The organism is Paenibacillus sp. FSL H7-0357, from assembly GCF_000758525.1.
Classification (GTDB): domain Bacteria; phylum Bacillota; class Bacilli; order Paenibacillales; family Paenibacillaceae; genus Paenibacillus_AQ.
Genome location: NZ_CP009241.1, coordinates 1,991,962 through 2,006,324, shown reverse-complemented (window position 1 = coordinate 2,006,324; position 14,363 = coordinate 1,991,962). Strand labels below are relative to the sequence as shown.

Here is a 14,363-nt window from a genome sequence, read left to right as displayed (position 1 = left end):
CAAATTCCGAACTGATATTTCTTAAGCCCTATAGACATAGTATAATGGGCATTATGTTTTTATCATTTACGGAAGTGGTGCCTAACCTAATGTTTCGATATATGATTGCAAACTTCGCGTTATTGACCGCGTTTCTCTTTCTCATCAACCTGCTGTTCCGCCATTCCTTAAACAAAGTATCCCATCCCCTGCTGTTCAAACTGCTGATTGGAGTGCTGCACGGAGTGTGCGCCCTTCTTCTGCTGCAGTTTAGTTTCAAGGTTAACCCCACTACCTTCATCGACTTCCGGCATATTATTGTGATCTGCTCCGCTTTCTATGGTGGCTTGCCGGCTTCTTTGCTGACCGCTCTGTTTGTTATCATTGGCAGACTGACCTTTTTTGGATCGCTTTCCCCTACAGCTGTGGCTGCAAGTGTCAACATGCTATTATTGGGCATCGGCAGCGGATTAATTATGCAGTATATTGACCAATATTGGCGGCGTTGGCTCCTTTCCCTGCTGCTTAGCGTAACGCTCATTTCCTTTATGTCGCTACTGATGGGCCCCACCATGGATACACTTATTTATTTGGCTCTCATTTGTTCCGGAGGGCTGTTTTCGGCTAAGCTGATTGCGTTTTTTTCTTACTCTAATCAGCTTGTGCAAGAGCTGGAGAACAGTGAGCGAAGATATCGCTCCCTGCATATGCTTCAAGAAGCCATTTTCCAGTCCTCTGTAGGTACGGTAATCACTGTTTTTGATCCTAAAGGGAGAATTACTCATATTAACAAGGCCGCGGAAACAATGCTTGGCTATCAACCCAAAGATTTAATCGGCCGGGAAACGCCCCTTATTTTTCATGACCCTGAGGAAGTGGCTGCCTATGCCGAGGAACTGTCCATCATGAAGAGCAAGCCGTTCAAGGAATTGGACGTGTTCTTTTATTGCGCGATGGAAGAACCCCCGGAGGGCCGCGAATGGTCGTATATTCGAAAAGACGGCTCCCGCCTAACCATATCACTTATCGTGTCCCCGCTTTGGCTGGACGGAGAAATAAGCGGATTTATTGGCACGGCCACAGACATTACAGAGAGAAAAAAGGTGGAGAATACACTGCAGCAGTTGTCTTTAATGGATGGGCTTACGGAAATTGCCAACCGGCGCAATTTTGATGAAACGCTGATAAGAGAATGGAAGAGGGCTAAACGGAACGGCAGTCAGAATGGATTGTCTCTTATTATGTTTGACATCGATTATTTCAAAGCCTACAACGATTCTTATGGGCATCAGGCTGGAGATGATTGCTTGCGCAAAGTAACGGCCATTGCCAAAGGAACCGCCGGTCGTCCATCAGATACGTTGGCCCGTTACGGCGGCGAAGAATTCGCCATTATCCTGCCGGATACAAACTCCACGGGAGCGTTGAGGCTGGCGGAAAAACTTCGCTTTGCTGTTGAGAATGAACGGATTCCCCATGTTGGCTCGAAGATTAGTGATGTCGTCACCATCAGCATAGGCGTGTCCACTTACGTCCCCAATGCCGCCATTCTTCCGGAGCAGCTAATTGCAGAGGCAGATCAAGCACTCTACTATTCCAAAGCGAATGGCCGCAACAGCGTGAAGGATTATCATGCGATAATTGATCTAAACCCCAAAGAACAACAATTGAGTTAAAATCGAGGTCAAAGCGTTGAAAACGCAGAAAATACCTTTATGGCGAGGCTTCCGAAATAATACAGTTTTACAGATTTTAAAAAGGCTGTCGGGACGTTCTCGACAGCCTTAACAGGTACATCTAAATCAGCTTATGCGCAAACCACTTCTTGCCCCGGAAGCGCCATAGAAAAACACCCCCGCGAACAGCCCACTCGCAGTTCATCGCCAGCCAGACTCCCATGACGCCATAGCCCAGCACGATCCCGAGGATATAGCCAAATACCACCCGAAACAGCCACATTGTCAGCATCGAGGTGATTGAGGTGAAGCGCGAATCTCCCGCTGCCCGCAGCGCAGACGGCAAAATAAAGCTGACGGCCCACAGCGGAACCTGGGCAATGGAATTCACCAGCAGCACCACAAACAGATCGTCAATGATCTCGGGAGGCGGAGAAAAGATCGACACCAGCGGGTGGAACAGCGGCATCAGGATCAAGGCGATCAATGCCAATGAAGCGGACCCGATCCAAAGGAAGGCCTTGATGAACTTTCTGGCATCGGCGACATTCCCCCGCCCGATACATTGGCCGACTACCGTTACAATGGTTAGCGACAGCGCACTGGCTGGGATTTGAAACACCATGGCCAGCGAGCCGGCGATCGCATTGGTCGCAATGGCATAAGTGCCAAGGCTGACAATAAACACCTGGGTCAGCAGTTTGCCCCCGTTGAAGAACATCTGCTCCGCTGCGAACGGCACGCCGATGAACATGATTTTCCGCAGCATGGTCAGCGGAATATGGAACAGGTCGCGAAAACGCACACGCAGGGCCGTATCCACCTTGAACAGATACACCATGGCACAGACCATCCCCGTGTACCGTGCGATATTTACCGCAAGCGTCATCCCCAGCACGCCCATGTGCAGCAGATTAATGAAGACTACGTTCAGGATAACATACAGCAGGTTCATGATGAGCGACAGCATCAGAGAAGCCCGTGTCCTGCCCACTCCCCGCAGAGCTCCGCATACCGCCTGCACCACCGCGATGCCCAGATAAGAGATACTGCTGCCGATCAGATAGATCCGGGCATTATCCAGCACGTCGGGCGAGGCGGTTCCGAACAGAAGGTTCAATATGGGAGTATGTAAGCCCATCATCAGAAGCCCGATTCCCAAGGCGATCAGCGACACCGAGGTGACCGAACCGGCCGTAGCCTGAGACACCATCTTGTCATTTCCGCTGCCTTTATACTGTGCGACTACCACCGTCCCCCCGGTTGCAACCGCAACAAATACATTGATCAGAAAAATATTCAGCGAATCCACCATATTCACCGCACTGACCGCCGCCATCCCGGACGAGCTGATCATTGCGGTATTTACCAGATTAAGCCCGATGATGAAGGCCTGGTCAATCAGGATGGGAATAAATAAAGCTATAATTTGCCTATAATCCATACCTTCGCCGGAAAGATATTTCTCCAGCAATTTTTTCTTCGGAAGTCTAGCGCGAAGCTGCATAAACATATCACATCATTTTCTATATAATGGAAAAAACTCTTCATTCGAAGAGCTTTTCAACAAAATATCCCCATTGAATTATGGGCACTTTACATTCAGTTTACTATAAATGCCATCTTAAGTCTTCAATGTTTTCCCCAGCACGCACAAAAACAACCCGTAGGCCTATGCCAACGGGTTGATTATTTATGATCTTGCACAAATGTTACTGAGCCTGAATCAGCTCCGATTCCTCTGCCCCGGTAATGACGGAAACGATGCTCTTCCGCAGTTCTTCTGCATTAGATGCCTGGTACGGATCAGCATTAAAAATAATAGCATCTGCAAGATATCCGCTGGAAATCCGCCCCAGCTCATTGCCGCTTCCCAGAATCTCAGCAGCAGTTATTGTGGCAGCCTGCCACACTTCCGCCCGGGTCATGCCGTAATCCATCAGCGTATCCAGCTCTTGAAGGTTGTACCCGTGAAGCGCTGGAGTAGCATAATCCGTACCGAATCCTATGCGGACCCCCGCCCTCTTGGCATAACCAATGGCTTTAGAGTGGGCTTCGGCAGCGCGGGCGGCCCGGTCACAAATAACCGGGTTCAGAGCCAGAACGCCTTTCGGATCTGCAGCAATGCTATAAATTGAGGTCGTAGGCACAAAGGCTGTTCCGGATTGTGCAAGTCTGCCGGCCTGATCCCCGGTCAGGAACATCCCGTGCTCTATGGATTCCACTCCTGCAGCGATAGACCAGTCTACCGTTACCCCGCCCCAGGTATGCACCAGGACTTTTTTATGATGAGCATGCGCATGGCGGACAATGAAAGAGAATTCTTCCTCTGAAAAAATCGGCTCCAGCACTTTTTCCGTAGGTGCACCAAGGCCGCCTGTTGCCATAATCTTAATCCAGCCTGCTCCTGTATCAAAAATCTCGGCCAGCCGCCCCTCCAGAACCTTAAGTCCGCGGGCATCCGCCGCTCCAAGCATAGCGCTGCTGGTTTGCACCCTTAGCGGCTGCTTATAGTGCTGAACGAGATGCCGTACGGTGCTCGGCAGAATCCCGCCCGCATCACGCGCCGTTGTTACACCGGTCCGCAAAGTGGCTTCGAAGGCCGCAGCCTGCATGACTTCGAGCTCATGGCTGCCGCGTTTCAATTGATCCTCATGGTCAAAGTCCGTCCAAGCCAGATGCGTATGAAGATCAATAACCCCCGGACTGATCCATAAATCTTGGCCTGGATGAGCGGACTGATCCTTAGGCGGCTCCGTTTCAGCTATAGAGGAGAACCGGCCGTCCTTAATGTTAATATCAAAACGTTTTCCTTCGATGCCTGCTATAAAAATATGATTGAAGGCTAACGCCTCAGGATGTTTATTGATCATGTTCATTCCCCCAAAGCAGGCGGATTGCCTTGAGCGCAGGATCAGGGTCCTGATTCAGCAGCCCGGCGAGCGTCGTAATGGCTTCTTCCACGCTTTGACGGGAAGCATTTGTTCCGAAATGATTAATCCGCAGAAGCTGGCCGAATAGTTCTCCGTCACCGGGAGCTACGATACCGATAGGCTGATTAATACGCAAGCCCGGTTCCCCGGAAATCCGCACCGTCGTAGTCAGCGTAGAATAGTGTTGGCTATCCTTCTGCCAAGGCTCCAGACCCAAGGCCTTGATACCGGCAATGGCCGAGGCCGCAGCGGATTCATGGCGCTTGATGACCTGTTCCAAGCCTTCTTCCTCAATGGCTGTCAATGCCGAGATCAAAGCTCTTGCCTCCAGCGTTGGAATGTTGGGAGGAACACGTAACGGCGTTGTCCCCTTCTGTGAGGGTTTAAGATCCAGTAAGGACAGAATGGAATTGCGCGGAGCATTGCTATTAGATTCGAGGAATTCCCAGCCGCGCGGTGAGATGCTTACGGCGCTGACGCCGTTAGGCCCGGCCAAAGCTTTCTGCGCGCCTATAGCTGCAAAATCAACGCCCCATTCATCCACCGGCAGGGCTTCTCCCCCGACCGCCGAAACGGAGTCTGTCACCGTAACGAGGTTAGCGGCGCGTGCGAGCTTAATTATTTCTTTGGCCGGATTCGATCCGCCTGTCACCACTTCTGCCTGAACAAAGGAAAGCGCACATGGTTTAAACCGTTCAATCGCCGCAGCGACTTCCTGAACAGTAACTACTTCATCAAAGGGGACCTTTACTTCAACAACCGTTGCCCCGCCGCGTTCAAGCCATTGTCCAAACAAACTTCCATAGGGACCTGTCACTATATTTAGAATCGTACGGCCAGGCGCAGATATCCCCGCCGCTACCGCCTCGATTCCCAGAATTGCCTCTCCGGGAATGATGACCGGGGGATGACCGGTAGACAAAAGCCGGGAGAGCAAGCTTGTAAGTGTGTCAAATTCAGACAATGACAGCGGTATAAATCCTTTATGTTCTCGGCTCATATAAACCTCCTGATGTGATCGACTTCGGCATTTTCGGAACGGCGGATAAGAGCTCACGGCTGTATTCCGTTTCAGGGCGGGCGAAGAATTGATCCTTCGGACTGATCTCAACCAGCTTTCCCTGCCGCATGACTGCTACCGTATCGCTGATTGCATGGATAACCCCTAAATCATGGGAGATGAACAGCATGGTAAGATTAAGCTCATCTTTGAGCGTGTTAAACAGTTCGAGCACACTCCGCTGTACAGATACATCCAAGGCGCTGGTCGGTTCATCCGCAATCAGAAGACTCGGCTCAACGCTTAATGCGCGGGCAATCGCGATCCGCTGGCGCTGGCCGCCGGAGAATTCGTGAGGATACCGGTCCAATGCCTTGGCTTCCAGCTGAACACGGCTCAACAGCTCTTTACACCGCTGCTCGACCTCCGTGCGGCCGACAATTTTATGAAACAGAAGTGCTTCGGACAGAATCTGCCTGATGGAATGCTTGGGATTCAGCGAAGCGTCCGGATTTTGGAAGATCATCTGGATTCGCTTGCGCTGCTCACGGCTTCTCTTCCTGGTTAATTCTTGTGCACCCAGCAGGATCTGCCCCTCACCCGGGGTGATCAGCCCGGCAATGACCCGTGCCAGCGTGGATTTGCCCGAGCCGGACTCTCCTACAAGGCCAAGGGTAGTATGCTGCTGCAGATTCAGATGGATATGATCGAGCGCAGTAAATCCGCCGTAATGAACCGCCAGATTTTTCACTTGCAAGGCTAGCTCCATGGTTGTCCGCTCCCTTCAAGCTCCGGCAGAGGAAGCACCGAGTTAATCAGCATTTGGGTATAAGGATTTTGCGGGTTCTGTAAAACGCTGAGGGTATCACCCTGCTCAACAATCCGCCCCTCTTTCATCACACACAGCTTGGAGCACAGGGCAGCTGCAATCGCAAGATTATGCGTAACAAATACCATAGCAAAGCCCAGTTCATTCTGCAGGCGGGTGATCGTTTCAATGATTTGCCGCTGAACGGTAACATCCAGCGCCGTTGTCGGCTCATCGCAGAGAAGAATGCCCGGCTTGCATGCCAGTGCAATGGCGATGACTACCCGTTGGCACTGACCACCCGAAAGCTGGCTCGGATAACGGTCCGCCCTCTTTAAAGAATCGGGCAGGCCAAGCATTTCGAGCAGTTCCAGCGCCACGCTGCGGGAAGCCTTCCGGCTTAATTTTTGCCTATAATATACGACTTCCGCAAGCTGCTTAACCACCGGACATAGCGGGTCCAGCGCCCCTCTCGGGTCTTGAAATACCATAGCGCTGCTTACGTCACTCTTAATGACTCCGCCTGTCTGTTCAACACCTCGTGGAAGCAATCCCAGAATCGAACGCAGGGTCAGTGATTTTCCGGAACCCGATTCGCCTACTAATCCCAGACTCTCCCCTTTGCCCAGTGAGAAGCTTACATTGCTTACTAATTTAGTATTGGACTTGGTTCCCAGCGATAATGCTTCTATTTCCAAAACCGGACTTGTAGAAATCATTTTTTCCTCCATAAGTCTGCCAACCCATCTCCCACAAGAGACAACGCAATTCCCGTATACACCACTGCGAATCCCGGAACCGCCGAGAGCCACCAGGCTGTAGTTATGAAGGATTGTCCATCCGAAATCATGGTTCCCCAATCCGGGGTTGGCGGTGCAATGCCAATGCCAAGATAACCGAGTGTAACAATGGCCACCAGAAGTCCGACCATATCCGTCATAAGGACTACAACCGCTTGAGGCAGTACATTGGGCAGGAGATGACGAAGGATAATTTTCACTCCAGGCAGCCCTAACGTCTGAGCGGACGCCACCCATTCCTGCTCGCGAAACGATGCGCTAATACCTCTGACTACACGGGCAAACACAATCCAGCCTACAAGCATAAAGGTGATATAAATGCCCCGCTCACCTGCTCCGCTGGCAAAAGCCACGATAATCACGATCAGATAAAAAGGAAAAGCGATAAACGTATCCGTGAGCAGCGTAATGACCTTATCGGCCCATTTTCCGTAATACCCTGCAACCATTCCCAAAAATACACCGGTGCAGAATGGAACAATTTCCGCCAGAACCATGATGCTCAAATCGGTTCGCGCCGCATAGATCAGTCTCGTAAACAAATCGCGTCCCAATTGATCCGTCCCCAGCCAATGTTCGGCAGACGGAGGCTGCAAAAAAGCGCTCAAATCTTGCGCAGAAGGGTCATAAGGACTCAGAAACGGTATGAATACAGCCAAGATAATAAGCACTGCAAACATAATGCTCCCCACCAGAAGGGAAGGCGTATTCCTTATTCGATGGAGAACGTTTGTCTTCCTGGCGTCCTCAAGCAACATAGGTTCTGTTATTATACGTTTCATTGTTTTCCTTTCGTTCTGGGATCGAGCCACCACGAAATGATTTCAATCAGGAGGCTGATGATCACAACAGATATCGCACAGTAAAGCGCTATTCCTTGAATGACCGGGAAATCCCGATTCGAAATTGAAGTGAACAGCAAGCTGCCAATTCCCTTGATGCCAAACACCTGTTCAACGACCAGCGTACCACCGATCAGATAAGAAATATTAACGCCAAGCAGCATTAGCGTCGGAAGCGCAGAGTTGCGCAGCACATGCTTAAACAGGATCACCCTGCTTGGCAATCCCGCCGCCTTCAGGGTGACTACAAAATCGGATTCCAATATCTCAAGCATCTGTGCCCTTAACGAACGTACCAGCGTAGGAATCTGCGAAAAGGCGACGGTAATCGCCGGAAGTGTAAGACTGTACAAGGTTCCTAACCACCCTTCGCCTACACCCCCAACGGGAAACCAATGAAGCCGGACACTAAACAGCAGAATCAAAAGCATGCCAACCCAAAAGATTGGCATACCCAGAGTTATTGTAGGAAAAATACGGATCAAATGATCCGGCAGCTTATCCTTATGTGTGGCTGCAACCGTAGCAAGCAGAAGGGCAATAATGACTGCCAAGATACAGGCCATCACAATGAGCAGCAAAGTAACGGGAGCCCGCTCGGCAATCAGCACTCTTGTAGAGGTTCCGGTAATAATAGAATTGCCGGTATCACCATGTGTGAACAGCGTCTTCACAAACCGGACGAATTGTTCCCATAAAGGGAGATCCAGCCCGAGAGTATGATGCATACTCTCGAGGGCCTCAGGTGTGCTGTATTCTCCCAGAATCATTTTTGCGGGATCTCCCGGCACGATTCTGATGATGAAAAAAACTGCGGTCACTACAAAGAGGATCACTGCCAAAGCTCTTAATAGAGCGGTCACAAGCCAGCTGTAAGATGTATTCCTACCTGACGATTGGCTTAACGGCGTGCTACTTTTCATCATTTACCGATACGGACTTCTTCAAAGCGAACGCTGCCGTTAGGTAAAACTACGAGACCATCCACTGAAGATCCTACGCCTTTCAGGATATCCGGATAATATAGAGGAATGTACGGAACTTCATCAGCAAGAGTTTGCAGCAGCTTGGTGTAGGTTGCCTCACGTTCCTTGCCATCCGGCGTTTTTTGGCCTTCATATAGAAGTTTGGTCACTTCATCATTCGTGTAATGGGTCCAGTACGATTTACTGAAGCCTTCCGGGTCGGTCTGGAAAGCGATAATCGAGTTCGCTTCGGGAGAATCGGCTTGACCGCTGTTGAGCATTGCCGCAAAATCATAGGCGAAGAAACGCTCACGGAAAGTGGCCAGTTCAATGGATTCAATCTCAATGTTAATCCCGATCGATTTACCTGCTGCCTGGATAATTTGCGCCTCTTGTGCTCTTGTGCTGTTGCCGGAGGCTACAAGCAATTTTGTATTGAATCCATTAGGGAAGGCAGATTTGGCAAGCTCCGCCTTGGCCGCATCGAGATCGAAGTTCAGTGCCTTGATTGTCTCATTCGCATTATATGGAATGGTTGTCGGCAGCAATGAATTTGCAGTCTGTGCATATCCAAAGGTAAGCGCCTTAGACAAGCCTTCACGATCCAGTGCCAGAGCGAGCGCACGACGGACATGCACATCAGAGAAATTCTTGTCCAGCGTATTGAAGAACAATTGCTCTGTCACCCAGCTGCCATTGGTTACTACTGTAGTGTCAGGGCCTTTTTTTATTTCATCGGCATTTTGCAACGCCAAAGATTCAATAGCATTCACTTCTCCGGCCTTCAGCTGGTTAATGGCCTGGCTGTCATCTTCAATCAGCTTGTAAACAAGCTTATCAATATAAGGTTTCCCTTCTTGCCAATAGTTCGGGTTCTTGGTGAACGTCAGATCGCCAGCAGCATCCCACTGTTCAACAACGAAAGGTCCTGTACCTACCGGTTTCTTGAAAAACTCTTCTTCGGATACCCCGCCGAAATTGTTCGGAATAATTCCGTTCGAGAAGTTGGACAGCTCGGAGATGAACGGTGTGTAAGGCTCTTTAAGCGTAATAACAAACGTTTGTTTATCCTTCGCTACAGTGGTAACGACCTTTGCCGCTATCGCCAGCGGTCCGCCAACCTTCAAATGCCGCTGTAAGGAGAATACTGCATCCTCTGCAGTAACTTCAGTACCGTTCGAAAACTTCAAGCCGTCACGCAATACAAACGTATACGTCAAGCCGTCTTCACTGATGCTATGGGACTTGGCGAGCCAGTCCACAATTTCACCCTTGCTGTCAAAAGCAACCAAAGATTCAAATACTTTATCAATGGCAAAGGCGTTATTCGATGTAATCTGATTATGCAAATCAAGTGAGGTTACGGAAGCAGGCCGTCCATAGACGAAGGTTCCTCCCGCCGCAGGCTCCTCCGGAGTTGCGCTCTGCTTTGCCCCTTGATTCGTGCTCTGCTGGGCGTTCTTATTTGACTCAGAATTATTCTTGGAATCAGAGCATCCTGCAACCACCACTAATAATAGAAGTGCTACGGTTCCTATCCAAAATGACTTTCTAAATGCTTTAAGCTGTGACATGTCTGACTCTCCCCTCTTATAAATCATATATGTTTAGTATGGATTGTATTATGGCGTAAACCGTCTTCTCTGTCAAACAAAATATCATGGTTACGGAAGGTCAAACCCGATTAAAACAAAACGGGACGAAGCCGGAAATCCGCTGCTTCGTCCCGTTTACTATATTGCGATAACGTGCCTAAGTCAAACATTCCGGGATCATAAAATTTCCTGGAGCGCAACTTTCACTTGCATCGCCTTGTCGATGCCGGCGGTTACTGTTCCTGGCGAAGCGGGGTTCACCTCAAGCACGTTGTCAATCCCCCCCGGAACGATAACCGGAGTGACCGTAGACAGCCCGGCAGCGCGGATCACGTCAAGATCGAATTCAATCAGCAATTGCCCGGCCTTCACCTGCTCACCGGTCTCCACATGAAGCACGAAGCCTTCTCCCTTCAGGGAGACTGTGTCAATACCTACATGAATAAGCACCTGCGCTCCACTGGCATGCTCCAGAATGACGGCATGTTTGCTTTTCTTGATCACATGGGCCACGGTACCGCCGAACGGCGCGTAGACCTTGCCTTCGCTGGGTTCAATGGCGATGCCATCTCCCAATTGTTTGCCGGCAAACCCGGGGTCCGGCACCTGATCCAGAGCCACCAGTGTTCCTGTAAGGGGTACCAGGAATGTAAGGGTTCCCGGCTCATCTGACGCCTCAACCAGATTCGGAGCGAAAACCGGGGAGGCCGTGCGTACACTCACATCTGCGGTATTCTCCGGCCGTATCTCTTCAGACTGAGGAAGCGCTGACGCTGTTCCCCCTGAGCCTGCCGTCTGCTCTGCCGGAACTGCGGACATCTCATCACGATAGCCGAACAGCCAGGTAAGCACGAAGGCTACAGCCATCGCAACCAGATTGACCAAAATGTACAGCGGAAGTTGGCCGTTCAGATACAGCAGGGTTCCGGGAATCACCGTAATGGCCATGCCGTTGCCGGCCAGTTGAAACAGCGAAGCCAGGAAACCGCCGGCCGCGCCGCCGATGAGCCCCATTACAAAAGGTTTCATATACCGGAGGTTGACCCCGAATATCGCCGGTTCGGTAATACCGAGCAGAGCGGACAGTGAGGACGGCAATGCCAGCGCCTTCAGCTTGGTGTTCTTCGTCTTCAGTCCCACAGCGAGACAAGCTGCGCCTTGAGCAGCCATTGCGCAGGTAATAATCGCATTAAACGGGTTGGCGCCCGTACGCTCCACCAGCTGAATCTCCAGAAAATTAAAGATGTGATGCACGCCGGTCACGACCACAATCTGGTGCAGCGCCCCGATCAATAGCCCTGCAATGCCCAAGGGCAAATCAAGCACATAAGTGGTTGCATTCAGTACGCCCGTCTCCAAGGAATGGAACAGAGGACCGATGGCGAACAAGCCAAGCGTGATCATGAGCAGCAGAGTCAGGAATGGCGTCAAAATCAAATCAAGCGCTTCTGGAATGCGCTTACGTAATGCCTTTTCCAGCTTCGCCCCGATCAGTCCCATAATAAATGCCGGCAGTACCGACCCCTGATAACCTACAATCGGGATGAATCCGAACATAATCAGCGGCTCCGCTGTCCCTCCGGCAACTGCATAGGCATTGGGCAAAGCCGGATTGACAAGCATCAGCCCAAGCACAATCCCAAGAATGGGACTGCCGCCGAATACCCGGAAGGCCGACCAGGCCACAAGTGCAGGCAGGAAAGCAAAAGCGGTATCCGTGAGCACTTGGGTGAACAGCAGAAAATTGGCTGAGATATCCTCAGGCACGAGCCCGAACAAAGAAAGAATCTGCGGCTGGGTCAGCAAACCGCGCAGTCCCATAAACAACCCGGTGGCTACCAGAACCGGAATGATGGGAACGAATACGTCCCCAAAAGTGCGAATTGACCGCTGGAACACATTCCCCGCCTTTTTGCCCTGATCTTTCAGATCTTCCTTGGAGGTGCTCTGAAGGCCCAGCTTCTCTACTTCTTCAAAAATACGGTTGACGGTGCCGGTGCCGAAAATAATCTGATACTGTCCGGAGTTAAAAAATGCCCCTTTGACTTTGTCGATACCCTCGACCTGCTCTTGGTTAATGCTATCCTTGTCCCGCACCATAATACGCAGCCGGGTAGCGCAGTGCGCGAAGGAGATGATGTTTTCTTCTCCTCCTATAGCCTGCACAACCTGCTTGGCGATCATTTGATTTTCATTCATAACGCTATTCCTCCCCGTTGTATTCAATCTCCCATTGGACAACCCGGAACTCCGCGCTGCCGCCTTCGGTATAAAGGCGGATGCCTGTGCTTACCTGTTCAGGAAAAATTCTCGCCGAAAATACCGTTTCTCCGTCATTCACAAACACTTCAACCGATGATGTATCCACAAACAGTTGCAGGGTTAGCATGCGATCCCGAAGATCGGCCGTGCAGCTCCGCTCCCTCCCGAACTCCAGGGCCAGAGCTTGACCTGACTCGGAACGGTCCAGTACCACTTTCCCCGCAGCGGTATCGTAATAGATGACCGTTCTCTCATTGGGGCCGACACGGAACTCAATGCCGAAGCGTTCTGCTCCATCCTCCCGGATCTGGGCCAGCAGCTCATAGACGGTACCCCCAAGCTCCTTCATCTCAGCTGTCCCACTGTGTATTACTGTGTGGGCCTCTGTCATCCGCCCCCGGCGTTTGACCAGTTCTCTGGCCGGACGCTGGATCAGACGGCCGTTCTCCAAGGTCAGCTCGCGGGGCAAAGTCAGACAATGCGCCCAGCCATGCTGATCCGTAGGGTAATCAATCTCCGGCAGCCCCATCCATCCGACCAGCAAACGTCTGCCGTCGGGTGCCTGGGTTGTCTGAGGCGCATAAAAATCAAAGCCATAATCAAGCTCCCGAAATTCACCATGGCGGAAATCCCTGTCCGGCAAGCGCAACGGATCGCCAGTGAGATATCCTGACTGATAGATATTCGGGAATTTGTCGCCCTCCGGCGAAAGACCTTGCGGGGAAAACAGCAGCACCCCTGCTCCGTCCAGTTCAAAGTAATCGGGACATTCCCACATATATCCAAACTTCATCAGCCGGGTGCCAAGCTCCCCTTCAAAACGCCAATTGTGCAAATCCGGCGAGCTGTACAGCACCACGCAGCCTGTATGATCAGTACGCTGTGCACCGATGACACAGTAGAAGCCCTCCGCTGCCTTCCACACTTTCGGATCACGATAATGATCTGTATAGCCAGGCGCCACATCGAATATCACCGGACGCTCGAGCTTTATAACCGTTCCGTCCCGTTCCATTACAGCCAGGCACTGATAGGGCAGTCTGATCCAGTCCTCGGTGCGGGTATTCCCCGTATACATCAGGAACAGCTTGCCATCCTTCTCAATCGCACTGCCCGAGAACACCCCGTGTGAATCGTATTGCCCGCCCGGAGCAATGCCGATGCCAAGGTTCTTCCAGTGCACCAGATCGGAAGAAGAAGTATGATACCAATATTTCATGCCATGCTGCGTCCCCAAAGGAAACCACTGGTAAAACAAGTGGTATTCGCCTCCGTAGTAGGAGAAGCCGTTAGGGTCATTCAGTAATCCTGCTTCCGGCTGGATATGAAATTGTTGTCTCCATGGGCTGTGTGCGACCAGCCGCTCAAGCGCTTCCCGTTCACCCGGCTCTGCTTCTTCGATAAGACGGTACAGCTGTTTTCTATCCATTTTTATCATCGGACTCTCCACTATCTATTTGGTCTAGTTCTCTTTAACGGAACCGGTTCCAAGTATCTTAAAAA

At 51.1% G+C, this 14,363-nt stretch carries 10 protein-coding genes and 1 pseudogene; 1 reads left to right on the top strand and 10 read right to left on the bottom strand.

Annotation, left to right across the window (positions count from 1 at the left end; genetic code table 11):
• Window positions 1-89 precede the first annotated feature (89 nt).
• Entirely contained in the window at window positions 90-1,655 is a 1,566-nt protein-coding gene (locus tag H70357_RS08860) for a diguanylate cyclase (RefSeq protein WP_038588059.1), read from the top strand.
• Between the two features lie 121 nt (window positions 1,656-1,776).
• Here H70357_RS08860 and H70357_RS08855 read toward each other — a convergent pair whose 3' ends face one another.
• The 10 genes and pseudogenes from H70357_RS08855 to H70357_RS08810 all read right to left on the bottom strand — a co-directional run bounded on the left by H70357_RS08855 (window position 1,777) and on the right by H70357_RS08810 (window position 14,295).
• Complete coding sequence (locus H70357_RS08855; RefSeq protein ID WP_442950460.1) at window positions 1,777-3,162, bottom strand: MATE family efflux transporter; 1,386 nt, start codon at window positions 3,160-3,162, stop codon at window positions 1,777-1,779.
• A 205-nt stretch (window positions 3,163-3,367) separates the two neighbouring features.
• Window positions 3,368-4,528: an amidohydrolase family protein gene (locus H70357_RS08850; protein ID WP_038588054.1), complete on the bottom strand. Its 1,161-nt coding sequence runs from the start codon at window positions 4,526-4,528 to the stop codon at window positions 3,368-3,370.
• Complete coding sequence (locus H70357_RS08845) at window positions 4,518-5,588, bottom strand: aminotransferase class V-fold PLP-dependent enzyme (RefSeq protein ID WP_038588051.1); 1,071 nt, start codon at window positions 5,586-5,588, stop codon at window positions 4,518-4,520. The genes H70357_RS08850 and H70357_RS08845 overlap by 11 nt, the downstream gene beginning before the upstream one ends.
• Window positions 5,572-6,267, bottom strand: a pseudogene (locus H70357_RS08840) (ATP-binding cassette domain-containing protein); the annotation flags it as partial. The pseudogene H70357_RS08840 and the gene H70357_RS08845, both read right to left, overlap by 17 nt.
• A gap of 80 nt (window positions 6,268-6,347) precedes the next feature.
• On the bottom strand, window positions 6,348-7,115 hold the full coding sequence (locus H70357_RS08835) for an ABC transporter ATP-binding protein (RefSeq protein ID WP_038588045.1): 768 nt from the start codon (window positions 7,113-7,115) through the stop codon (window positions 6,348-6,350).
• The gene (locus tag H70357_RS08830) at window positions 7,112-7,954 is read right to left on the bottom strand and encodes an ABC transporter permease (RefSeq protein WP_269322565.1); all 843 of its coding nucleotides are present in this window, start codon (window positions 7,952-7,954) and stop codon (window positions 7,112-7,114) included. Before H70357_RS08830 ends, H70357_RS08835 begins: the two co-directional genes overlap by 4 nt.
• Before the next feature lie 20 nt (window positions 7,955-7,974).
• Window positions 7,975-8,961: an ABC transporter permease gene (locus H70357_RS08825; protein ID WP_231578465.1), complete on the bottom strand. Its 987-nt coding sequence runs from the start codon at window positions 8,959-8,961 to the stop codon at window positions 7,975-7,977.
• Window positions 8,961-10,577, bottom strand: coding sequence for an ABC transporter substrate-binding protein (locus tag H70357_RS08820; protein WP_038588036.1), 1,617 nt, complete (start codon window positions 10,575-10,577; stop codon window positions 8,961-8,963). The genes H70357_RS08825 and H70357_RS08820 overlap by 1 nt, the downstream gene beginning before the upstream one ends.
• 198 nt (window positions 10,578-10,775) lie before the next feature.
• Window positions 10,776-12,797, bottom strand: coding sequence for a sucrose-specific PTS transporter subunit IIBC (locus tag H70357_RS08815; RefSeq protein ID WP_038588032.1), 2,022 nt, complete (start codon window positions 12,795-12,797; stop codon window positions 10,776-10,778).
• A gap of 4 nt (window positions 12,798-12,801) precedes the next feature.
• The gene (locus tag H70357_RS08810) at window positions 12,802-14,295 is read right to left on the bottom strand and encodes a glycoside hydrolase family 32 protein (RefSeq protein ID WP_038599039.1); all 1,494 of its coding nucleotides are present in this window, start codon (window positions 14,293-14,295) and stop codon (window positions 12,802-12,804) included.
• Between the last annotated feature and the right edge of the window lie 68 nt (window positions 14,296-14,363).